The sequence below is a fragment of the Bacteroides sp. B1-V-101 genome (assembly GCF_023656585.1).
Taxonomy (GTDB): Bacteria; Bacteroidota; Bacteroidia; order Bacteroidales; family Bacteroidaceae; genus Bacteroides; species Bacteroides thetaiotaomicron.
The window spans coordinates 106,006-129,639 of the sequence record NZ_JAMOKH010000014.1; the positions used below are offsets into that span (position 1 = coordinate 106,006).

General features: G+C 43.4%; 18 protein-coding genes. 10 read left to right on the forward strand and 8 right to left on the reverse strand.

The features are described from left to right. Positions 1–19: 19 nt before the first annotated feature. The 5 genes from susR (at position 20) to NBH01_RS12965 (ending at position 6,498) form a co-directional block, all read left to right on the forward strand. Positions 20–1,666 (forward strand): SusR family glycan utilization regulator, encoded by a 1,647-nt coding sequence (susR, locus tag NBH01_RS12945; protein ID WP_225680545.1) that lies wholly within the window; start codon positions 20–22, stop codon positions 1,664–1,666. A 252-nt stretch (positions 1,667–1,918) separates the two neighbouring features. Beyond that, entirely contained in the window at positions 1,919–3,037 is a 1,119-nt protein-coding gene (locus NBH01_RS12950) for a disaccharide 3-dehydrogenase (protein ID WP_008759743.1), read from the forward strand. 7 nt (positions 3,038–3,044) lie between these two features. Then, positions 3,045–4,520: a glycoside 3-dehydrogenase gene (locus NBH01_RS12955; protein WP_016268292.1), complete on the forward strand. Its 1,476-nt coding sequence runs from the start codon at positions 3,045–3,047 to the stop codon at positions 4,518–4,520. A 52-nt stretch (positions 4,521–4,572) separates the two neighbouring features. Next, the gene (locus tag NBH01_RS12960) at positions 4,573–5,445 is read left to right on the forward strand and encodes a 3-keto-disaccharide hydrolase (protein ID WP_008760104.1); all 873 of its coding nucleotides are present in this window, start codon (positions 4,573–4,575) and stop codon (positions 5,443–5,445) included. A gap of 138 nt (positions 5,446–5,583) precedes the next feature. Continuing rightward, the gene (locus tag NBH01_RS12965; RefSeq protein WP_008763945.1) at positions 5,584–6,498 is read left to right on the forward strand and encodes a sugar phosphate isomerase/epimerase family protein; all 915 of its coding nucleotides are present in this window, start codon (positions 5,584–5,586) and stop codon (positions 6,496–6,498) included. 68 nt (positions 6,499–6,566) lie between these two features. On the opposite strand, the gene NBH01_RS12970 is transcribed toward NBH01_RS12965, so the two are convergent. Further along, on the reverse strand, positions 6,567–6,791 hold the full coding sequence (locus NBH01_RS12970) for a hypothetical protein (RefSeq protein ID WP_008759748.1): 225 nt from the start codon (positions 6,789–6,791) through the stop codon (positions 6,567–6,569). A gap of 159 nt (positions 6,792–6,950) precedes the next feature. Beyond that, positions 6,951–8,624 carry a long-chain fatty acid--CoA ligase gene (locus NBH01_RS12975; protein ID WP_008759749.1) on the reverse strand — a complete coding sequence of 558 codons (1,674 nt, stop codon included), beginning with the start codon at positions 8,622–8,624 and terminating at the stop codon, positions 6,951–6,953. A gap of 109 nt (positions 8,625–8,733) precedes the next feature. On the opposite strand from NBH01_RS12975, the gene mtaB reads away from it, so the two are divergent. From mtaB to NBH01_RS12995, 4 genes are read left to right on the forward strand one after another with little or no spacing between them, the layout of a single operon-like run. Next, on the forward strand, positions 8,734–10,065 hold the full coding sequence (gene mtaB, locus NBH01_RS12980; RefSeq protein WP_008763943.1) for a tRNA (N(6)-L-threonylcarbamoyladenosine(37)-C(2))-methylthiotransferase MtaB: 1,332 nt from the start codon (positions 8,734–8,736) through the stop codon (positions 10,063–10,065). Then, positions 10,055–10,948, forward strand: coding sequence for a lysophospholipid acyltransferase family protein (locus NBH01_RS12985; RefSeq protein WP_008759751.1), 894 nt, complete (start codon positions 10,055–10,057; stop codon positions 10,946–10,948). The genes mtaB and NBH01_RS12985 overlap by 11 nt, the downstream gene beginning before the upstream one ends. Positions 10,949–10,950: 2 nt before the next feature. Next, positions 10,951–11,979 carry a glycosyltransferase family 2 protein gene (locus tag NBH01_RS12990; protein WP_118307220.1) on the forward strand — a complete coding sequence of 343 codons (1,029 nt, stop codon included), beginning with the start codon at positions 10,951–10,953 and terminating at the stop codon, positions 11,977–11,979. A gap of 4 nt (positions 11,980–11,983) precedes the next feature. Then, positions 11,984–12,508, forward strand: coding sequence for a methylglyoxal synthase (locus NBH01_RS12995; protein WP_008759753.1), 525 nt, complete (start codon positions 11,984–11,986; stop codon positions 12,506–12,508). Between the two features lie 329 nt (positions 12,509–12,837). Here NBH01_RS12995 and folB read toward each other — a convergent pair whose 3' ends face one another. The 5 genes from folB to NBH01_RS13020 all read right to left on the reverse strand — a co-directional run bounded on the left by folB (position 12,838) and on the right by NBH01_RS13020 (position 20,992). Beyond that, a complete protein-coding gene (folB, locus tag NBH01_RS13000) occupies positions 12,838–13,206 on the reverse strand; it encodes a dihydroneopterin aldolase (RefSeq protein ID WP_008759754.1) in 369 nt (122 codons plus the stop codon). 143 nt (positions 13,207–13,349) lie between these two features. Continuing rightward, complete coding sequence (locus tag NBH01_RS13005; RefSeq protein WP_118307221.1) at positions 13,350–14,321, reverse strand: glycosyltransferase family 4 protein; 972 nt, start codon at positions 14,319–14,321, stop codon at positions 13,350–13,352. A 94-nt stretch (positions 14,322–14,415) separates the two neighbouring features. Next, the gene (locus NBH01_RS13010) at positions 14,416–15,429 is read right to left on the reverse strand and encodes an acyltransferase family protein (protein ID WP_008763942.1); all 1,014 of its coding nucleotides are present in this window, start codon (positions 15,427–15,429) and stop codon (positions 14,416–14,418) included. 212 nt (positions 15,430–15,641) lie between these two features. After that, positions 15,642–18,323, reverse strand: coding sequence for a 4-alpha-glucanotransferase (locus tag NBH01_RS13015; protein ID WP_011108155.1), 2,682 nt, complete (start codon positions 18,321–18,323; stop codon positions 15,642–15,644). 131 nt (positions 18,324–18,454) lie between these two features. Continuing rightward, complete coding sequence (locus tag NBH01_RS13020) at positions 18,455–20,992, reverse strand: adenosylcobalamin-dependent ribonucleoside-diphosphate reductase (RefSeq protein ID WP_008759758.1); 2,538 nt, start codon at positions 20,990–20,992, stop codon at positions 18,455–18,457. A gap of 284 nt (positions 20,993–21,276) precedes the next feature. On the opposite strand from NBH01_RS13020, the gene NBH01_RS13025 reads away from it, so the two are divergent. Continuing rightward, entirely contained in the window at positions 21,277–22,014 is a 738-nt protein-coding gene (locus NBH01_RS13025; RefSeq protein WP_062695899.1) for an NADPH-dependent oxidoreductase, read from the forward strand. 113 nt (positions 22,015–22,127) lie between these two features. On the opposite strand, the gene dnaA is transcribed toward NBH01_RS13025, so the two are convergent. After that, entirely contained in the window at positions 22,128–23,540 is a 1,413-nt protein-coding gene (gene dnaA, locus NBH01_RS13030) for a chromosomal replication initiator protein DnaA (protein ID WP_008759760.1), read from the reverse strand. Positions 23,541–23,634 lie beyond the last annotated feature (94 nt).

Below are 23,634 nucleotides of genomic sequence, written 5' to 3' on the forward strand. Positions count from 1 at the left end.
TATCATCTTTGCTAGTAATATGAAATTCAACCGTTGTTATCTGAAGAGAATCGTTTTGCTGTTCCTGGTTGCTCTGGGAATCGGCAATGCTCTTTATGCAAATAACGAATTGAAAATACTGGCTGACTCTCTGCATAAAATGATAGATGCGAAGCCTCTCTTCGTCCAGAAGAAAGAGCAGCGAATCGCCCGGATTAAATGTTTACTGAAGGACTCTGGGCTGACTCCCGATCGGGAATATAAGGTGAATCTCCAATTATACAATGAGTATAAGAAATTTAATATAGACTCTGCCATTCATTATGTCGACCGGAACCTTGAAATCGCTCGTCAGTTAAATAGAAACTATTTGAAATACCAGTCTTCTTTGCAACTCAGCCTTGTATATTCCATGTGCGGCAGATATAGAGATGCAGAATTACTTCTCGAAAAAATGAAGCCATCAGAACTTCCTCGTTCATTATTAGCTACTTATTATGATACATATGCCCGTTTTTGGGAGTATTATTCGATTTCTGCTACCAATAATCAGTACGGAAAAAAACGGGAAGCTTATCAGGATTCACTGTATGCTCTTATGGATCATACTTCCTTTGACTATAAATTGTCACGGGCTTATTCTTATGCAGGACGCGATTCAACAAAGGCGATCAAGATTTTGGATGAGTTGCTGAATGCTGAGGAGATAGGAACTCCTAATTATGCGATGATTACTCATTCGTATGCCATGTTGAGCCGCTATTTGAAAAGAGAGGATGATGCGAAGAAATATCTTATGATGTCCGCCATTGCTGATATTCAGAATGCCACACGTGAAACGGCCTCCTTGCAGGCACTTGCACTGATACAATATGAGGAAAATAATTTAGCGGATGCTTTCAAATTTACTCAGTCGGCTATTGATGATGTAGTTTCCTCCGGCATTCATTTCCGGGCAATGGAAATCTATAAATTCTATTCTATCATTAATACGGCTTATCAGACGGAAGAAGCTAGGTCTAAATCGAATCTGATTACTTTTCTTATCTCAACCAGCGTTTCTCTTTTTCTTTTAATCGTGTTGGTTGTGTTTATTTATATTCAGATGAAAAAAACGTTGCGGATGAAACGGGCGCTGGCACAAAGTAACGAGGAGCTTCTGAGATTGAACGACAAACTGAACAGCATGAATAGTGAGTTGAATGATAAGAATGATGAACTGTGCGAGATTAATAATATAAAGGAGCATTATATCGCTCAGTTTTTCGACGTGTGCTTCAGCTATATTCATAAAATGGAGAAGTATCAGAATATGCTGTATAAAATAGCCATTAATAAATGCTATGAGGAACTGATTAAAAAGCTGAAATCTTCCGCATTGATTGATGATGAACTTGATGCTCTGTATACTCGCTTCGATAGAGTCTTTTTGAATTTATATCCGACTTTTGTTTCAGATTTCAATGCTTTACTGAAAGATAACGAGAAGATCATTCTTAAGCAGGACGCTTTGTTGAACAGGGAACTTCGTATCTATGCATTGTTACGTTTGGGTATTACGGATAGCGGGAAGATTGCCAACTTCCTTCGTTGCTCTACAAGTACTGTTTATAATTATCGTACTAAAATGCGTAACAAGGCTGCAGTGGACCGGGATGAATTTGAAAATGAAATTATGAAAATCTGACCAATATAAACGAATTTGTGCCATCCAATAAATAAAGTGCTTTCCAAACAATCTACATTTTTTATATCACTAAATGATTGTAAGTTGTTGATTTATAAGGTTTAATATTATTTTATAATCTACATAAAGTTGTGTAGACTAAATAAAGCGTTATTTATTTGGCTAGTTTTGCGATATCAGTTTTCGAACAATCTGCCTACAGATGAAAATTGATACCTTTTATGTTGTTTGTACTTAAATTCGCAATTTTTTATGGATGCACAATTTTCACTTGACACAAAAATAAAAGTAGGAATAATCGGTTTCGGTAGAATGGGAAGATTCTATTGGGAGGCGATGCGGAAAAGCGGGCGATGGGAGATTGCCTATATTTGCGATACAGATCCTACCACGCGCGAACTTGCTAAAAAAATATCTCCTGAATCTCGTGTAGTAGAGAATGACCAAAAAATCTTTGAAGACGAGAGTGTACAGGTTGTCGGGCTCTTCACATTGGCAGACTCAAGGCTCGAACAAATAGAAAAGGCTATTCGGTACGGAAAACATATCATCGCAGAAAAACCCGTTGCAGATACGATGGAAAAGGAGTGGAAGGTGGTGGATATGATAGAAAACTCCAATGTACTTTCTACGGTGAACTTATATCTGCGAAATTCTTGGTATCATAATCTGATGAAGGAATATATTCAGAAGGGAGAAATAGGTGAGTTGGCCATTATTCGTATTTGCCACATGACTCCGGGACTGGCACCGGGTGAAGGACACGAATATGAAGGCCCTGCTTTCCATGATTGTGGAATGCATTATGTTGACATCGTTCGCTGGTATGCCGAAAGTGAATATAGAACATGGAATGCACAAGGCGTGAACATGTGGAATTATAAAGATCCCTGGTGGGTACAATGTCACGGAACTTTTCAAAATGGCGTAGTCTTTGATATAACTCAGGGTTTTGTCTATGGACAATTATCGAAAGATCAGACGCACAATTCTTATGTAGATATTATAGGTACGGAAGGTATCGTGCGTATGACGCATGATTTCAAAACAGCTGTCGTCGATTTACACGGAGTACATCAGACACTTCGTGTGGAAAAACCTTTTGGTGGTAAGAATATTGACGTGCTGTGCGATTTGTTCGCCGATTCCATATTGACCGGTAAGCGAAACCCTCGTTTGCCTTTAATGTATGACTCGACTATTGCATCCGAATATGCGTGGAAGTTCCTGCAGGATGCTCGTATGAATGACTTGCCGGCTATTGGCAATTTACAGACTCTTGAACAAATACGCGAACGCAGAAAAAACATGAAAAATGGATATGGGTTGCTGCATAGTAATCCACCACAAATAACTAACTCCTTAAAATAATAAAACCATGTCAGACTTTTCAAGAAGAAAATTTCTTAAAACGGGAGCCGCTGCTTTAGCAGGAATCACCATTGCTCCCAGTTCTATTTTAGGTATGAGCCACGGGCACGTTTCACCAACCGACAAACTGAACCTCGCAGCCGTAGGTATCGGCGGTATGGGGCATGCCAACATCAACAACGTGAAGGGTACCGAAAACATCGTAGCCCTTTGTGACGTAGACTGGAAATATGCCAAAGGCGTATTCGATGAATTCCCGAATGCGAAGAAATACTGGGATTATCGCAAGATGTACGATGAAATGGGCAAATCCATTGACGGCGTAATCATTGCTACCGCCGACCATACTCATGCCATCATCACGGCAGACGCCATGACAATGGGCAAGCACGTATACTGCCAGAAACCGTTGACTCACTCCGTTTACGAATCCCGTTTGCTGACCAAGCTGGCCGCCTCTACCGGAGTAGTTACTCAAATGGGTAATCAGGGAGCATCGGGCGAAGGTACCGACCTGGTTTGCGAATGGATATGGAATGGAGAAATCGGTGAAGTAACCAAAGTGGAATGCGCCACCGACCGTCCTATCTGGCCGCAAGGACTGAATGCACCCGAAAAGGCGGACCGCATCCCCAACACATTGAACTGGGATCTTTTCACCGGACCTGCCAAACTGAACCCGTACAACAACGTTTATCATCCCTGGAACTGGCGCGGATGGTGGGATTACGGTACAGGTGCACTGGGTGATATGGCCTGCCATATTCTGCATCAGCCGTTCAGAGCTCTGAAACTGGGTTATCCTACCAAGGTGGAAGGTTCTTCTACATTATTACTGAGTGCCTGCGCTCCTCAGGCCCAGCACGTGAAGATGATTTTCCCCGCCCGCGACAATATGCCGAAAGTTGCCTTGCCGGAAGTTGAGGTGCACTGGTATGACGGCGGTATGATGCCAGAACGTCCGAAAGGTTTCCCGGAAGGAAAACAACTGATGGGTCCCGGTGGTGGTCTGACTATTTTCCACGGAACAAAAGATACATTGATTTGCGGCTGCTACGGAGAACAACCTTTCTTGTTGTCAGGCCGTGTGCCCAATGCACCGAAAGTATGCCGCCGTGTCAAGTGTTCTCATGAGATGGACTGGGTACGCGCTTGTAAGGAAGACAAATCCAACCGCGTGATGCCGAAAGCGGATTTCTCCGAATCGGGACCGATGAATGAAATGGTGGTAATGGGTGTATTGGCTATCCGTCTGCAAGGATTGAACAAGACACTGGAATGGGACGGCGCTAATATGTGCTTCACTAATATCGGTGATAACGAAACACTCAGAACCTGCATTAAGGACGGATTTACAATTCATGATGGTCACCCGTCATTCAATAAGACCTGGACAGATCCGATCAACGCGAAACAATTCGCAGCCGAACTGGTGAAACATAACTATCGCGAAGGATGGAAGTTGCCTGATATGCCACGATAACACGATAAAAGTAAGTTAAGAATTAAAGATTAAAAATTAAATAGTTATTATTATGAAGAAAGTATTTTATCCATTAGCTTGTTGTCTTGCAGCGGGAGTTTTAGTTTCCTGCAGCGGTCAGAAGAAATCCGGGAGTGCTCAGGAAGAGCAATCGGCAAACGAAGTAGCATTATCATATTCAAAATCATTAAAAGCGGCAGAGATGGATAGCTTGCAATTACCGGTAGATGCGGATGGTTACATCACTATCTTTGACGGCAAAACATTTAATGGATGGCGTGGTTATGGCAAGGACAGAGTTCCTTCCAAATGGACTATCGAAGACGGTTGCATCAAATTTAACGGTTCCGGTGGCGGTGAAGCGCAGGATGGTGATGGCGGAGACCTGATCTTTGCCCACAAATTCAAAAACTTCGAACTGGAAATGGAATGGAAGGTTTCCAAAGGCGGTAACTCCGGTATCTTCTATCTGGCTCAGGAAGTGACTTCTAAAGATAAGGACGGTAACGACGTGCTCGAACCTATTTATATTTCCGCACCTGAATATCAGGTATTGGACAATGATAATCATCCGGACGCAAAATTGGGTAAAGACAATAACCGTCAGTCGGCTTCTTTATATGACATGATTCCGGCAGTTCCTCAGAATGCGAAACCTTTCGGCGAATGGAACAAGGCTAAGATCATGGTTTATAAAGGTACTGTTGTTCACGGACAGAATGACGAGAATGTACTCGAATACCACTTGTGGACCAAACAATGGACTGACCTTTTGCAAGCCAGCAAATTCAGCCAGGACAAATGGCCGTTGGCTTTCGAACTGCTGAATAATTGCGGTGGTGAAAACCACGAAGGATTTATCGGAATGCAGGATCACGGTGATGACGTTTGGTTCCGCAATATCCGCGTGAAAGTTCTGGACTGATCACATAAATAATTCAAAGATAGGCTGTGTCAAAAGTAACATCAACATGGCATTTATTCTGAATGACAGAATGATATGCCCGACGAACTTCTGACACAGCTTTTTTATTTTAATACATGAACCCCTTTATCTACAAACATGAAACTCCAAATAAATCTATGTGCGCTGGCTCTTCTTTTAATGATTCCGTTTACGGCCATGGCACAGTCTAAAACAAAAGCGAAAGCTAAAAAAGAAGTAGCGATTCAACTCTATTCTGTCAGGGATATATTGAATAAGGTAGACAATAAGGACGGCAAATGTGATGCCGCTTATATTACTCTTCTGAAGAACTTGGCGAAAATGGGATATACCAGTGTGGAAGCCGCCAATTATAATAATGGAAAGTTTTACGACAGAACTCCCGACCAATTTAAAAAAGATGTAGAATCTGCCGGGCTGAAGGTTTTATCCTCACATTGCACAAGAGGATTGTCGAAAGAAGAATTAGCTTCCGGTGATTTTTCAAGTTCACTTCAATGGTGGGACCAGTGTATTGCTGATCATAAAGCTGCCGGTATGAGTTACATTGTAGCTCCTTGGATGGATGTGCCTAAAACACTTAAGGAGTTGGATACATATTGTGCTTATTACAATGAAATAGGCAAACGTTGTAAACAGCAGGGGATGTCGTTCGGATACCATAATCATGCTCATGAATTTCAGAAGGTAGAAGATAAAGTGATGTATGATTACATGATTGAGCATACCAATCCTGAATATGTTTTCTTCCAGATGGATGTTTATTGGGTAGTTCGCGGGCAAAACAGTCCGGTCGATTATTTTAATAAATACCCCGGTCGTTTTAAAATGTTCCATATCAAAGATCACAGAGAAATCGGGCAGAGCGGAATGGTTGGTTTCGATGCTATTTTCAAGAATGCAAAGACAGCTGGTGTGAAGCATCTTGTTGCAGAGATAGAAAGCTACAGCATGCCCGTAGAGAAAAGTGTCGAGGTAAGTCTGGATTATTTGCTGGATGCTCCCTTTGTGAAAAGCTCATACGCTAAATAAGGCATAAAAAAAAGTCTGTGCATGCTTTTAGCATGTCAGACTTTCAATTCTCTCTAGGCTGTTCTGAATTATTCAGCTACAGCTTCAGTTGCAGTGCTATCTGCATTCAAAGAGTCAGCTGCTGCCTGAGCTGCTGCTTGTTCTGCTTCAGCTGCTGCTGCTTCTACAGCTGCGATTGAGTCAGCGATGCGGATAGAATCTTGTTGAGCTTTTGCTGCGTCAGCTGCTTTGTTACCACAAGATGCGAATGATACTGCTACGATAGCTACGGCCATCAAAACTAATTTTTTCATTTTCTTTGCTTTTTAAAAACGTAATACAATCAATTGCTTTATTAAAACGTTGCAAAGTTATGTACTTTTTCAATATGTTGTTCTCGAAAAGCCAACTATTTTTATAATTTTTTTTAGAAGCTTGTTATATTACGCCTTCAATCCATGTTTTAAAACATACTAATCGACAGCTATACTGTTATATAGATACCTTTTGATGCTTCTTTTCGGGGTTTTCTCAAATTCCGTAGGATAAAGCTGAATCTTGCTGACTTTTTCATACGCAGCTACATTATTATTTAAGTTCTTCAGATTTTCATCCATGATGGTTTTCAGGTTATCCGGATTGTTCAATCCGAGAGAATCAAGCGCTTCGTAATCCGCATAGACCAGTGCCACCAGTTTCTTGTTACGTTCGATGACGAGGCTTTCAAGAATGAATGGCAGGTTATTGAGTTTGGCTTCCAGCTCTTCGGGGAAGATGTTCTGTCCGCTCGAACTCAGAATCATGCTTTTGAGTCGTCCGCGGATGAAGATATTTCCGCTGGCGTCCATAGTACCAAGGTCGCCGGTGCGCAGCCAGCCGTCTTCGGTAAACACTTCCTGCGTGGCTTCCGGATTCTTATAATATCCCACCATCACGTTTTCACCACGTACCTGAATCTCTCCGGTTTCCGCTTCCGGATTTTCTTTATAGATACGTGCCTCCATGATATCCAGCACTTTGCCGGAAGAGCCTAAAATAAATTCATTCCAGGGAGCATAGCTGATCAGTGGTCCGCACTCGGTCATACCATAACCGATGGTGAAAGGGAACTTTATTTTGTAGAAGAACTCTTCCACTTCCTGATTCATGGCAGCGCCTCCGATGATGATTTCTTTGAAACGTCCGCCTAAGGCGTCTATCAGCTTTTTCCGTATCTGATTATAAATTTGGGTGTCGAGCAAAGGAATGTTTAATGCCCATTTCATACCTTTCTTATTAATGAGCGGCTGGATGACATTTTTATATATTTTCTCGATGACCAGCGGAACAGTGATAATCAGGTTCGGTTTTACCTCCTCAAAAGCCTTCATGATAATTTTGGGAGAAGGCGTTTTACCGAGCAGGGTGACATGAGTTCCGACAGCAGTTGCAGTCAGAAAGTCGAAAGCGCAACCGTAGGCGTGTGCCAGTGGCAGGAAAGAAAGCACTTTATCTCCTTTTTTAAGTAACTCCGTGCGGATGCCGAAAGTGACATTGCCGGCAAGATTGTTGCCCGTCAACATTACCCCTTTGCTGAAGCCGGTAGTTCCCGATGTGTAGTTCAGCAGCATTACCTTATCATTGGATAACGTAGTGTATTGAATGTCCTCGCGCGTGAATCCTTTCGGATAGGCGGCGTACATTTCATCATTGAGGTGTACCAGAAACTTCTGAATAGTTTCTCCGTCCCGCTGATAGAGGCAGCGGAAGTCGGTGAGCGAAAAAACTCCGCGCAGTCCGGTCAGCTTTTCTTCTTCCAGGCTTTCCCAGATGCTGTCACTGGTAAAGAGGAAAACGGACTCGGAATGGTTGACGATATGATGCACATCGTTGGGCGTAAAGTCTTGCAGGATAGGGACGATGATGGCTCCGTAGGTGATGGTTGCCATGTAGGCGATGCACCAGTGGGCATTATTTTTGCCGATAACGGCTATTTTATCTCCTCTACGCAGGCTGCAGTGTTTGAAGAGCAGGTGCATACGGGCGATTTCTCCGGCTACCTGGCCATAAGTATAATGAACGGATTCACCATAATCGGTATAGCAAGGTAAATCCCAATTTTCCCGAAAACTATTTTCGTATAGTTTAATGAAATTCTCTTTAATCATTGCACGTTTTTTAGTGAATTGTGCAAAAATAGGAATAAACTTTCGTATCCTAAAGTGTTTTACTAATAATAATGTGTAACTTTGCAGGAAATATGCGTTATAACAGATTATGATAGATACCACTGTATTTCAAAATAAGACAGCCGTTTATTATACGTTAGGCTGCAAATTGAACTTTTCAGAGACTTCAACTATCGGCAAAATCCTGCGGGAGGCAGGAGTCCGGACTGCGCGTAAAGGGGAAAAAGCAGACATCTGTGTAGTAAATACTTGTTCGGTGACGGAGATGGCAGACAAGAAATGTCGTCAGGCTATTCATCGGTTGGTCAAGCAGCATCCCGGAGCTTTTGTGGTAGTGACCGGATGTTACGCGCAGTTGAAACCCGGCGACGTGGCAAAGATAAAAGGAGTAGATGTAGTGCTGGGTGCCGAGCAGAAAGGAGACTTGTTGCAGTATCTCGGCGACCTCCATAAGCATGAAGAGGGAGAGGCATTTACTACCACCACCAAAGATATCCGTTCGTTTTCGCCTTCGTGTTCACGGGGCGACCGTACTCGTTTCTTCCTGAAAGTACAAGACGGATGCGATTATTTCTGTTCTTATTGTACCATTCCTTTTGCCCGTGGACGCAGCCGTAACGGTACTGTTGCCTCTATGGTGGAGCAGGCAAGGCAGGCTGCTGCCGAAGGCGGAAAAGAGATCGTACTGACAGGCGTGAATATCGGCGATTTTGGTAAGACTACCGGTGAGACTTTCTTTGATCTGGTGAAAGCGCTGGATCAGGTGGAAGGCATCGAACGTTACCGCATTTCTTCTATCGAGCCCAATCTGCTGACTGATGAAATCATCGAGTTCGTTTCCCGTTCCCGTAGATTTATGCCTCATTTTCATATCCCGTTGCAATCCGGTTGCGATGAAGTGCTGAAATTGATGCGCCGTCGTTATGATACGGCTCTTTTTGCCTCTAAAGTAAAGAAAATCAAGGAAGTGATGCCGGATGCCTTTATCGGAGTCGATGTGATTGTAGGTACTCGCGGAGAGACGGAAGAGTATTTTGAACAGGCTTATCAGTTTATTTCCGGACTGGATGTGACACAGTTGCATGTGTTCAGCTACTCCGAACGTCCGGGGACGCAGGCCCTGAAGATAGATTATGTGGTTTCGCCGGAAGAGAAACATCAGCGCAGCCAGCGCTTGCTGACACTTTCTGATGAAAAGACACGGGCTTTCTATACCCGTCACATCGGGCAGACCATGCAGGTATTGATGGAAAAATCAAAAGCAGGTACGCCGATGCACGGGTTTACCGCTAACTATATCCGCGTAGAAGTGGAGAATGACGAATCATTGGACAATCAGATGATTAACGTCCGACTGGGAGAATTTAATGAAGACATGACAGCGCTTAAAGGCACAATTCTGATGAATTATGAAGTCTAGATTTATCTATTGGCTGGTATATAGCGGGATGTGGCTGTTTTCGGCGCTTCCCTTCCGGATATTGTATTTACTTTCGGATTTCAATTACCTGTTGATGTACCGTATAGGGAGGTATCGCCGGAAAGTAGTACGGGAAAATCTGAAGAAATCATTTCCCGAAAAAGACAAGAAAGAAAGGCTGCAGATCGAACGCCGTTTCTATCGTTACCTTTCCGACTATATGCTTGAAGACTTGAAAATGCTTCATATGTCACCCGAAGACCTTTATAAGCGGATGACTTATAAGAATACGGAACAATATCTGGAACTGACCGAGAAATATGGCGGAATCATCGTAATGATTCCTCATTATGCCAATTATGAATGGCTGATCGGGATGGGATCTATTATGAAACCGGGTGATGTACCGATGCAAGTCTATAAACCTCTGAAAGATAAATACTTGAACGAATTGTTCCAGCGCATCCGTTCCCGCTTCGGAGGATATAACGTTCCGAAACATTCTACGGCACGCGAAATTATCAAGTTGAAGCGTGAAGGCAAAAAGATGGTTGTCGGTCTGATTACTGACCAGTGGCCCAGCGGAAACGAAAAATACTGGACTACTTTTTTGGGGCAGGAAACCGCCTTTCTGAATGGTGCGGAGCGCATTGCGAAAATGATGAACTTCCCTGTGTTCTATTGTGATCTGACAAAACCCGGCAGAGGGTATTGTGTAGCTGAGTTTAAGCTGATGACAGAGAAACCGAAGGAGACGGGTGAAGGAGAAATTACGGAAATGTTTGCTGATTATCTGGAACAGACGATTCGCAGGGAACCGGCTTATTGGCTGTGGTCTCATAAACGTTGGAAAGCTTCTAAGGCTGAATGTGAAAGGGGGTAAGGATGAAAGTGTCAGTGGTTATTCTGAATTGGAACGGGTGCGATATGCTTCGTACTTTTCTTCCGTCCGTGATCCGCTATTCGAAGAGCGAAGAAGTAGAAGTCTGTGTGGCCGACAATGGCTCTACGGATGCTTCTGTGGAAATGCTTCGGGAAGAATTTCCTTGTGTCCGGATCATTGTGCTGGATCAGAATCATGGATTCGCAGATGGATATAACCTGGCTTTGCAGCAGGTAGAAGCGGAGTATGTGGTACTTCTGAATTCTGATGTTGAGGTGACCGAACATTGGCTTGAACCGATGATCTCCTATCTTGATGGCCATCCGGAGGTAGCTGCCTGTCAGCCGAAAATCCGTAGCCAGCGGCAAAAAGAGTATTTTGAATATGCCGGAGCAGCCGGAGGATTTATAGATAAGTACGGCTATCCGTTCTGTCGTGGGCGTATAATGGGAGTGGTCGAAAAGGATGAGGGACAGTATGATACGATCCTGCCAGTTTTCTGGGCAACGGGAGCCGCCCTGTTTATCCGTCATGCGGATTATCGTGAGGCGGGCGGACTGGACGGACGTTTCTTTGCCCACATGGAAGAGATTGATTTATGCTGGCGACTACGTTCCCGTGGTCGGGAAATCGTTTGCATTCCTCAAAGTACGGTCTATCACGTCGGTGGTGCGACTCTGAAAAAGGAGAATCCCCGCAAGACTTTTTTGAATTTTCGTAATAATCTTGTCATGCTCTATAAGAATCTTTCGGACGAAGAGTTAAATAAAGTGATGCGTATCCGGACTTGTCTCGATTACGTGGCCGCATTCACATTTCTGCTGAAGGGACAGTTGGACAATGCCCGTGCGGTGATGTGTGCCCGGAAAGAATACAAACAGATTTGTCCTTCATTTTCTTCTTCCCGTAAAGAAAACTTAAGAAAAACTTCTTTGAATCCAATCCCTGAACGGATAAAAAGTAGTATCTTGTGGCAGTTTTATGTGGGAGGGTGCAAAAGATTCTCTCAATTGTCGGATTTAAAAGGATAACAAAATGGAACCAAAAGTAAGGAGAGGCATCGGGCTGGTAGCACATGATGCCATGAAAAAAGACCTCATCGAATGGGTGCTGTGGAACTCGGAACTGTTGATGGGAAATAAATTCTATTGTACAGGTACTACAGGTACTCTGATTCTGGAAGCACTGAAGGAGAAGCATCCTGAAGTGGAGTGGGACTTCACAATTCTGAAATCCGGTCCTTTGGGAGGTGACCAGCAGATGGGATCGCGTATTGTGGACGGTCAGATTGATTATCTATTCTTTTTCACTGACCCTATGACTTTGCAGCCACATGATACGGATGTTAAAGCATTAACCCGACTGGCCGGTGTTGAGAACATCGTTTTCTGTTGTAATCGTTCTACGGCGGATCATATCATTTCCAGCCCTCTGTTTATGGATCCCGATTACGAACGTACCCATCCGGACTATTCCAGTTATACGAAACGGTTCGAAAACAAATCCGTGGTAACGGAAGCTGTAGAATCGGTAAATAAAAGAAAAAGAAAGAAGAGATAGGTCGTTATAGACTGAAAATATGATAGTGTGAGGCTGCTTCAAGTAGAAATGAGGCAGCCTTACTTGTGCCATGCCTTTGGCACGACGATGCCACGCCTTTGGCACAACTGTGCCATGCCCTTGTCACAACTGTTTCCAAGCCTTTGTCACAACTGTGCCACACCCTTGTCACAACCGTGACACTCCTTTGGCATAACTGTGCCCATTACTTGGCACAAGCAGAATGATAGGGTGTTGTAAATAAGTTGACCGGATGTGGCAGTCCGGATGATAGGATGACAGACCAATGTGCTTCTTGATAATAACACAAACTGATAAAGCAAAGGTACTTATCTGCTGCAATGCAGTTCTACTCCGGCTGAGTCGATGTCTGCTCCCATAGGCGGATTCCGTTTGGAAAGACGAAGTTCTATTTCTTCAATGGCAGGAAATTCTGCCAGTAGTCTTTTAGCTATTCGTCCGCATACGTGTTCCAGCAACTTCGACGGGATGGACATTTCAGCTTTCACGGCTTCGTGTATTTCGGCATAGTTGACCGTATCCACCACGTCGTCTGTTTGAATAGCCTGACTGATATCTACCTTCAACTTCAAGTTGATAATATACTCATTTCCAATGATATTCTCTTGGGGGGCTACTCCATGATAAGCGAAGCAGCAGATGTCTTTCAGCAAAATATAGCTGTTGTTTATCTTCATATCTTTTGTTTTCTAAAAAAGTAAAGGTAAGGCTTTATTTCTTTTTATAAAGTGTTTTCGATCATTTTTGTTCGCTTATTAAATGAATGAAAGGCTTTATAAATGAGATTTTAGTCATCAGCTATGTAATTCAACTGCCATTTTTAGTCCCATGGAAGACGTCGTGCGATATCTATAATATGAGGGACTTCTTTATTCAAAGGTTCGTCGTTCAGTACAGTTTCATATTTCTTTAAATAGGCTTCTGCCATGACACTTGAATTGAATAGATCTCTGGCATATTCGTGGCAGACTTTCGGAGAATATTGTGCTGACTGTATATGTTCGGCCATTTCCTGTCCGTGAGCGGTCAGAAAACCGACTTCCGGTGAAACGAGTTCGGGAAGCGCACCGTAGGGAGTACCGAATACGGGAGCTCCGAAGTATAAGGATTCGGTGATTGCAAGTCCGAAAGGTTCGTGCCATGTAACGGGGAAAATAAGCCCTTTTGACTGCTCAATAATAACTTTTTTCTTTGAATCATCTACCATTCCATGAAAATGAATCCGTGGATTCCATGTGAATCGGAAGCCCATTTTGAGATTGAGGCGATAACCGCCTAAAACGTCCAGTTGTGCGTTCTTGATGCTTTGGACAACGGCGATAGCTCCTTTGATATTTTTGACCTTCCAGGCTGCTTTGCCTAGAAAATGGTAGTTTTTTCTGGAAAGGGTGAGGTTGGCGGGACCGTAGTCATCCCAGTCCAGTCCATTGTAAACGAATGATTCGCTTCCAAGTCTTTGTGCATGATTACGTGAGACAAAAACGATGTTCCGGTCTGCGTTGGCCGGGATTCCATTGCCGTGTATGGTCAGTAAGTGCGGCTTGGTGATTCCTTCGGGAACGGGAATGTTGAAATGTACGATGTCCGCATCTGTGGGGATTTGGGTGTTCAGATTTACGCTAGGGTCCAGTTCTATCACCTTAGCGAAAGGGCAGGAGGAACCTTTTCCTGCGATGAAGGTGACTTTGTGTCCGCGCTTATTGAGTTCTTTACCCAGATACCACATTACTCTTTGAGTTCCGCCGTATTTTATAGATGGAATTTTATCTCCTAAGACAATCGTTATATTCATTTGTTCTCGGTCTATAGTTCTTTGGAACAAAAGTAGTAAATTATTTGATAATTAAACTTAGAGTTAAGAAAAGTTTGGCTTGCACAATGTTTTATTATTTGACTTTTAATAAATCCTTTTGTGCCACCAACTGTGGAATTATCTTAAGCAGGATAGGGGTAAAGAGAATGCAGATGGTCAATGTCAGCAGGAGCAGTGCGCTTGCTTCTGCCCAGTCGTTATGAATATAATGCGAAACGACCGGTCTTGCAAAGTGAATAATCGGTCCATGAATACTGAGTGTGATAATGGAATATCGCCCCAGATAAGAAACGATGCTTATTCTTTTTATTTTCTTACAGATCAGCATAATCATAAAGATTCCGGCAAATGCGGCAATGTATACCTGGAATATGTTGCCGGGATAATTGTTGGTCCGCATACCCGGCGTGGTGGCGGTGAAGTACATTACGACCAGTGCCAGCAGGACAAATGAGGGAATAATCTTGTCGAACCGATGACTGGGGAACAGGAAGAAATTATATCGGCGAACCCAGAAACCTGCCACATAGAAGGGGAGGGCAGTCATGGCAACGTCTATATACAAAGGAAGTTCGATGTGAAATTTGCCCAGGAAGAATCCTGTGCATCCGATCAGTAACGTTGCTGCAAACATCAGAGATAAATGCTTGTCACGCAGATAATGAATCAGATAGAACAGGATATTGCAGTTGAACAGAGCAAGCAGAAACCAGATGGGAGGATTGAACTTGATGAGGTCGTGCCCGTGAAAGACAAACAGTAATTCTCTCCATGACACAGGGAGATGGAAAGTTTCCGGTGCAATCTTCCATACAATGTATTTTAGTAGAAAGGCGCTGACGTAGAAGAAGATAAAGGGAATGATTAGCTTATTGGTCTTTCGGATAATGAACCCGTATAATCCTTCATAAGGCTTGAAGAAAATTCCTGATATAAAGAAATAGAGAGGCATGCGAAAGCAGGATAGCATGGAATGCTTGTCAAGTTGGTCGAAAGCGCCTCCGATATGCGCCATCACTACCAGAATAATGCAGACTCCCTTGGTTAAGTCCACAAAATCAATACGCCGATGCTGATTGTCTCCCATTTATTTTGCGTTGCGTTTTTGCGTTGCAAAGATACTTGATTAATTGGAAAAAACGGAATGAAGGAAGATAAAGAATTGCCGCATGGGAGAGAAACGGAGGTGTCAAAACTATCAGTTGATTTTATTCAGGCACAGATGACACGGATTTACAGTTTTAAGAGATTATAGGTCTAAAAAACGTGTTAATCCGTGTCACCCGTGCCTAATGATATTTATTTCTTGGGAGCTCTGCCGGTGTATTTTATTAGCTCACGTATCTTGTCATTGAGTTCTTCTGCTTTCATCAACTGTTCCAGAGTGAGATGCATCCGGTAACGCCAATAGTTACGCGGGTTGGATGGTACATTAATCCGTTCTTCCTGCACATTCGGATTTCTCCATTTGCCATCAATGCTCAGCCAGTCTTGCAGGGACAGAATACAAAGTATGGAATTGCTTTTCAGATGATTGCGCACCACTTCTTCGCACAATTCGGGAGTGGCGACTGTCGGTGCGGTTCCGTAATGCCCCAGCATCGTGTTGTAGTAACGCTGTGTCTGCAGGTAATCTTCTTCCCACCACCCTCGCAAAGTAGACATATCATGAGTGGAGATGGTACAAACCGACCGGTATGGGTATTCATTTAAATATCCGAACTCGTGCATCGGATTCTTTGGCATCCGCTGAATCTCCAGACTGAGGATACGAAGATCATTCATGACGGACGAAACACAATCCGGAATCATACCCAGGTCTTCTCCGCAAACCAGCATACGTGTCGATTGTGTCAGTTGCGGTAGTTTCTTCATAGCCTGTTGGCGCCAGAACTCGTTGTGGCGGTGATAATAATACTGATCATACAGTCTGTTAAACGCATTCTGCTCCTGTTCATTGAGTGAACGGAAGATGAAATCGCGTTGTATTCCGATGCGCGGATGATATTTATCTTTTTCTTTCGTGTCCGGTACAAAAAGAACATCACTGATCAAAGTGTATAGTCCATCCCGAATCCAAAGACTGTTTTCATCATTCTTTCCTGCAAAGAAACTCTCCACTTCCCGTTGGGTGGTGAACTCCGGTTTCATGTGATAAACACCGGGTGTTTCGGCAGGAAGCAGAAAAGTCTGTTTCACATAATCGGTATGCGGACCGAATACTTGCCCGAGGAAGGATTCATGAATATATGGAATCAAATATTCTTCCCGAAAGGGGAGTCCGTAACTTTCGATTTCCTCCCGACTCATAGGGATGGAGGGAATGAACTGTCCGAGTAATCCGTGTACGGCATGCATCGGGATTTCCCAGATACGGAAGAAACCAAGGATGTGGTCAATCCGGTAAGCGTCGAAGTACTCTGACATTTTTTGGAAACGCTTCATCCACCAGCGGTAGCCATCCTTTTCCATGACGTCCCAGTTGTACGTGGGGAATCCCCAGTTTTGTCCGTTCACGGAGAAATCATCGGGAGGGGCGCCCGCCTGCCCGTTGAGATTGAAGTAATAAGGTTCGGTCCATGCTTCCACACTGTTGCGGCTGATGCCGATAGGGATATCTCCTTTGAGTACGACACCGTGTTCGCGGGCGTATTTCGTAGCGGCTACCAATTGCAGGTGCAGGTGAAACTGGATATAATAATAAAGTGCGATGTGCGGGTAATCTACAGATTCCGGCCGGCACATCTTCTCTATATCTTGTGCATTATAAACGGAATGTCTGGGCCATTCACGGAAATTAGGTGTCTGAAAGGCATCGCGCAGATAGCTGAAAACAGCGTAAGGTTGCAGCCATTCCTTATTGGCATTAAAGAATTCGCCGAACTCTCCGGAGGCTAATACTTTTTCTCCTTCCTGCTTGAAGATCAGTCGGAAGTATTCCCATTTCGTTTGGTTGACAGCTTCATAATCCATCGCCGGCAGGCCGTTGAGTTCTTTCTGTTTTTTGTTGAACTTCGCTGCGGCTGACTTGTCTTTCAGTGTTCCCATCTGCTTTATATCCGCATACATCGGGTGGAAAGCATAAATGGAGATACTATTATATGGATAAGAATCGGTCCACGCATGAGTCATGGTCGTATCATTGATCGGTAATATCTGTATAACCTTTTGTTGGGTACTTACAGCCCAGTCAATCATGCGTTTCAAATCTCCGAAATCTCCTACTCCGAAACTGTTCTCTGATTTCAGTGAAAAGACTGGGATGGCTATACCGGCCCCTTTCCATACCGGAATATCGAAATATGCATATCGGTCGGAGATGACCAGCGTCTCATTTGTTTTCAGTTCCGGGTCGGCAAGATAGCGGTTGGGGTTATTTTCCCAGCAGTCCGCTTTCTTTTCTTCTTTATGGTAAAGGATGAATTTGTATTCCAGCGGGAATTTCAGCTTACTTGCATCCAGCTCGATCTGCCATTCCGGAAAGTTAGCATCGCTCATAGGAATCGCTTTGTCCGGGTCCCAGTTTCCCAATGCTTTCTGATTTCCGCAAATTGCCAGGCAATAGTCTTTGTTGATGCGTGGGGCGTATGCCTTGATGACCAGCCCTTTTCTGTGACAAGGCGGAATTTCAGCTCTGTCGGGATGGGCTAACAAGGCTTCCGTGAAGGCCGAACTGTAGTAATACAATTGTTCGGGGATATTTTTCCAGCAGTCTTTAATCTGATACTTCTTTTTAGAGTTACCGGATAAAAAGAGACGTCTCGGAAAACTGTCCCATTCTTTGCGGATGATGATTTGGTTTTGTTCTATCTGATAGCTGTAATTGATAGTCATTCCTTCTTTGGGAACTTCCAGTTCCACGTCTGCCGTCCAGTATATGCCGTCTGTGGTATGCATGGGGATCGACTCCGGCAGCAGCCCGGCAATCCTGACTTCTTCTCCCCAACTGGTACGATATTCGATGTTAAATGATACAGTCATATATATTAGATTTTGATTAGACACTAATGACTATGCAAGTATAAGACATTTTTTTGAATAAAAAATAAAAGGAGCCGTATTAGGACTCCTTTTAATCTTTTGTTTATATATTAATTAACATACGTCACATGTTAACCGCATCTGGAAGCACCGCAAGTGGTACAGATCAGACAGCCTTCCTGATAGACCAAAGTTTCATTACCGCAATTCGGGCATTTCTTTCCTTTGGCTTCCGTTCCGTCCTGAATATATTTCTTCAATGCACGTTCTACACCGTTCTTCCAAGTGTTGATGCTCTCGCTGTTTAGTTGCAGAGAACCTACCAGCTTGATAACCTGCTCGATCGGCATCCGGTAACGGAGTACACCGGAGATCAGTTTTGCATAGTTCCAGTATTCCTTGTTGAACTTCTCTGACAATCCTTCGATAGTCGTCTTGTATCCACGTTTATTTTCGAACTGGAAGTCGTAACGCTTGGTTCCATCCTCGTCTATATTCTTGATAATACGTCCGCTGGTTACGCTTTTCGGCAACAGGATACCTTCATCGTCATCCTGCAAACCGGTGAATATCTCGTAAGGATGTCCATCCAGCAGTCCTACAAAAGCCACCCATTTCTCTTTGTTATTCTGGAAACGAACCACGTCGGCTTCCAGTATTCTTGGGCGTGTTTCTACTACCGTAGGCGGTTTGCAAGGAGGAAGAGTTTCTTTCTTATCCGATTTGGTTGAAATCAATACTCCGGAACGTGAGCCGTCGCGGTATACCGTACATCCTTTGCAACCGGATTTCCATGCTTCTACATACAGGCGGTTGACAAGATCCTCGTCTACATCGTTCGGCAGGTTGATGGTTACGCTGATAGAGTGGTCTACCCATTTTTGGATTCTTCCCTGCATCTTCACTTTCATCAACCAGTCTACGTCATTGGAAGTCGCTTTATAATAAGGTGACTTGGCCACCAGCTCGTCAATCTCTTCCTGCGAATAACGCTTGGCGGGATCGTATCCGTTAGCTTCCATCCATGTCACGAATTTATGATGGAATACGATATATTCTTCGAATGCGTCGCCTGTCTCGTCAACAAAGTCAACGTGTACATTCGTATCGTTCGGGTTTACTTTTCTTCTGCGCTTGTAAACGGGCAGGAAGACCGGTTCGATACCGGAAGTCGTCTGTGTCATCAGACTGGTTGTTCCTGTAGGAGCAATCGTCAGACATGCAATATTACGACGGCCATATTTCTTCATTTCTGCATACAGTTCCGGATCAGCCTCGGCAAGACGCTGAATGAACGGATTGTTCTGTTCGCGCTCATTGCTGTATATTTCGAAAGCACCGCGTTCTTTTGCCATTTCAACCGAAGAACGATAGGCACCGAGGGCCACTGTCTTATGTACTTTTTCAGAGAATTCGGTTGCTTCTTCGGTTCCGTAGCGCAGACCTAAAGCAGCAAGCATATCGCCTTCCGCAGTGATTCCCACACCTGTACGGCGACCTTGACCGCTCTTCTTATATATCTTGTTCCACAAGTTGCGTTCGGCATGTTTTACCTCTTCGCCTTCCGGGTCTTGATCGATCTTTTCCATGATACGTTCGATCTTCTCCAGTTCGAGGTCGATGATGTCGTCCATGATGCGTTGAGCCAGCGCAACGTGTTTTTTGAACAATTCGAAATCAAAATAGGCATCCGGTTTAAACGGATTTACTACATAAGAATATAGATTGATAGCCAGCAGACGACAAGAGTCATAAGGACACAATGGAATTTCACCGCATGGATTGGTAGATACAGTCTTATAACCTAAATCTGCGTAGCAATCGGGCACAGATTCACGGATAATCGTATCCCAGAATAAAACACCGGGTTCTGCCGATTTCCATGCATTGTGCACAATCTTCTTCCATAATGTGGAAGCATCTATTTCTTTAGTGGTAGTCGGATTTGCCGATTCAATCGGATATTGTTGTATATAAGGTTTCTCGTCAACTGCCGCCTGCATGAAAGCGTCGTCCAGCTTTACGGAAACATTGGCTCCGGTAACTTTTCCTTCCGTCATTTTAGCGTCGATGAAGGCTTCCGAATCCGGATGCTTGATAGACACACTCAGCATCAGTGCACCACGACGACCGTCCTGAGCGACTTCGCGGGTAGAGTTGGAATAACGTTCCATGAACGGAACGAGACCAGTGGAAGTCAATGCCGAATTTTTAACGGGAGAACCTTTCGGGCGGATGTGAGACAAGTCATGACCTACTCCTCCACGTCTTTTCATGAGCTGTACTTGTTCCTCGTCGATTTTGATGATAGCGCCATAAGAGTCTGCTGCGCCGTCTACCCCGATTACGAAGCAGTTGGATAGTGAAGCGACCTGATAGTCATTACCGATACCCGTCATCGGGCTTCCTTGCGGAACGATGTACTTAAAATGATCCAGCAGATCATACAGTTCCTTTGCTGTCAGTGCATTCGGATACTTTGCCTCGATACGTGCTACTTCATTGGCAATTCTCCAATGCATATCTTCCGGAGATTTTTCATAGATGTTTCCGAAAGAATCCTTTACTGCGTACTTGTTTACCCAAACCCTTGCAGCAAGCTCGTCGCCTTGAAAATATCGTAAAGATTCTTCGTAGGCTTCGTCATAAGAATAAATTTGTTTTTCCACGATCCAATGTGTCTTAGATTTTATTATTTAATAAGTAATGTGTAGAAGTTTACTTATCAGTAACAAATGTGGCTGCAAAGCTAAGAATGTTTTTTTATCTATCAAAATAAAAATGCAACATTTTATCAACAGGCTTTAAGTTTTCCGTTTGTTATTGTTAAGTCTTTGATTAACAGATAACTTTGCTTTTTGTTCATGGCTTTAAGTTTTCCAAAAAGAAAATTAGATTATTTCATTGATATGGCAAAATAATATTTCTTTTTGTATCTTTGCAAAAAAAAGATATGTTTGAAACCGTAAAGAACAGAAGAACAATCCGGAAATACCAGCAAAAAGATATTGCTCCTGATTTGTTAAATGATTTGCTCGAAACCTCTTTCCGCGCTTCTACGATGGGAGGGATGCAACTTTATAGTGTTATAGTGACTCGCGATGCAGAAATGAAAGAGAAACTTTCTCCTGCTCATTTCAATCAGCCGATGGTAAAAGGGGCACCTGTCGTGCTTACTTTTTGTGCCGATTTCCGCCGTTTCAGCAAGTGGTGTGAACAGAGAAACGCTGTTCCCGGCTACGATAATTTAATGTCTTTTATGAATGCGTCTATGGATACCTTGTTGGTTGCGCAAACCTTCTGCACGTTAGCTGAAGAGGCAGGCTTGGGTATCTGTTATCTGGGAACGACTACTTATAATCCGCAAATGATCATCGATACACTTCAACTGCCGAAACTGGTATTCCCTATTACGACGATCACAGTCGGCTATCCGGACGGTACTCCGGCCCAGGTGGACCGCTTGCCTCTCGAAGCTGCCGTGCATCAGGAAGTTTACCATGATTATACTCCGGAAGACATCGATCGCTTGTACGAGTATAAAGAATCACTGCCGGAAAATAAACAGTTTATAGAAGAAAATAAGAAAGAAACTCTGGCACAAGTATTTACGGATGTACGTTATATAAAGAAAGACAATGAATTTATGTCTGAGAACTTGTTGAAAGTGCTTCGTCAACAAGGATTCTAATGATAAGTAATAGGTAATAAGTAATAGGTAATAAGTAATAGGTAATAGCTATGCGGACTGCACTTGTTTATGCAGCTTCGATATTACCTATTACTTAATACCTATTACTTGAATTATGCTTTCTTCTTCAGCAACGACTCAATCTCCTGTACCTCAGCCTGAAAGCTTTTATCTACTTCCAACTGACCTTTTACAGTCTTGCAAGCATGCAGCACTGTCGCATGATCCTTATTGCCGATGAACTTACCGATTTTTGAAGTTGAGAAATCCGTATAATTCTTAGCCAGGTACATTGCAATCTGACGTGCCTGAACCACTTCTCTTTTTCTGGATTTGGTGTGAATAGCCGATGCTTCCAGATCAAAGTGCTTGCATACTACTTTCAGTATATCGTCAATGGTAACTGCTTTTGTTTCGTTGTGAACTACGCCGTGTACAATATGTTGGGCTAAATCCAAGTCTATTTCTTTGTTGAAAATAGTAGAGCGTGCCATAATGGCGATGACGATACCTTCCAGGTCTCGTACACTCTCATTTACATTTTCAGCGATATAGTCGATCACTTCCGGTGGGAATTGCAGACCGTCGCGGTGTATCTTGTTCCGCAGGATGTTTTTGCGGAGTTCGACAGTCGGTTTTTCCAGTTCTGCCACCATTCCCCATTTGAAACGGGTCAACAGACGTTCTTCCATACCCTGCAATAATACCGGGGCACGGTCGGAAGTCAGTATAAGCTGCTTTCCGTTTTGATGTAAATGATTGAAGATATGGAAGAAAGTATTTTGAGTTTTCGTTACTCCGGCAAATTCCTGAATATCATCAATGATTAATACATCAATTGTCTGGTAGAAGTTGATAAAGTCGTTGGTCGTGTTATTACGTACGGAGTCTGTATATTGCACTTGAAACAGATGTGCCGAAACATACAATACTCTTTTATCGGCATATAATTCTTTGATTTTAGTACCGATTGCGTTTGCCAGGTGTGTTTTCCCCACTCCGGACGCTCCGTAAAGGAACAATGGATTGAAGGCAGTACCTGCTGGATTTTGCGCAACCGCTTCTGCTACGCTTCTTGAAAGTTTGTTGCTGTATCCTTCTATAAAGTTCTCGAAGTTATAGTTCGGGTTCAAGTGCGGGTCTAAGTCCTGTACGGCAGGAGCTTTCAGGAAACTGGGCGCCTTGTTGCCACCGACGATGCTTTTAGGAGTAACAGCTGTAGAACGATTGCTTGCTTCGAGATTCACGGTTTGATTCGGAATCGAAGTCTTGTCGACCATGACGTTATACATTAACTTGGTGCCTTCGCCAATAGCTTTGTACAATGTCTTTCGCAGCAAATCCACGAATTTCTCTTCCAGTATTTCATAGAAAAACTGGCTCGGGATCTGTACGATCAATGTTTTGTCCTCATATTTTAATGGAACAATCGGGGCAAACCAAGTATTATATGTCGTCTCTGGAACATTGTCTTTAATTACTTCGAGACAGCGGTTCCAAAGTACAACATGATTTGATTCAATCATAGTGACTTTAATACATTTATTAAATTAAGCGAAACTTCTACGTTTGCAAAATTGGGAATCTTATTTGGAAAAAACAAATTAGCTTTTTCTTGTT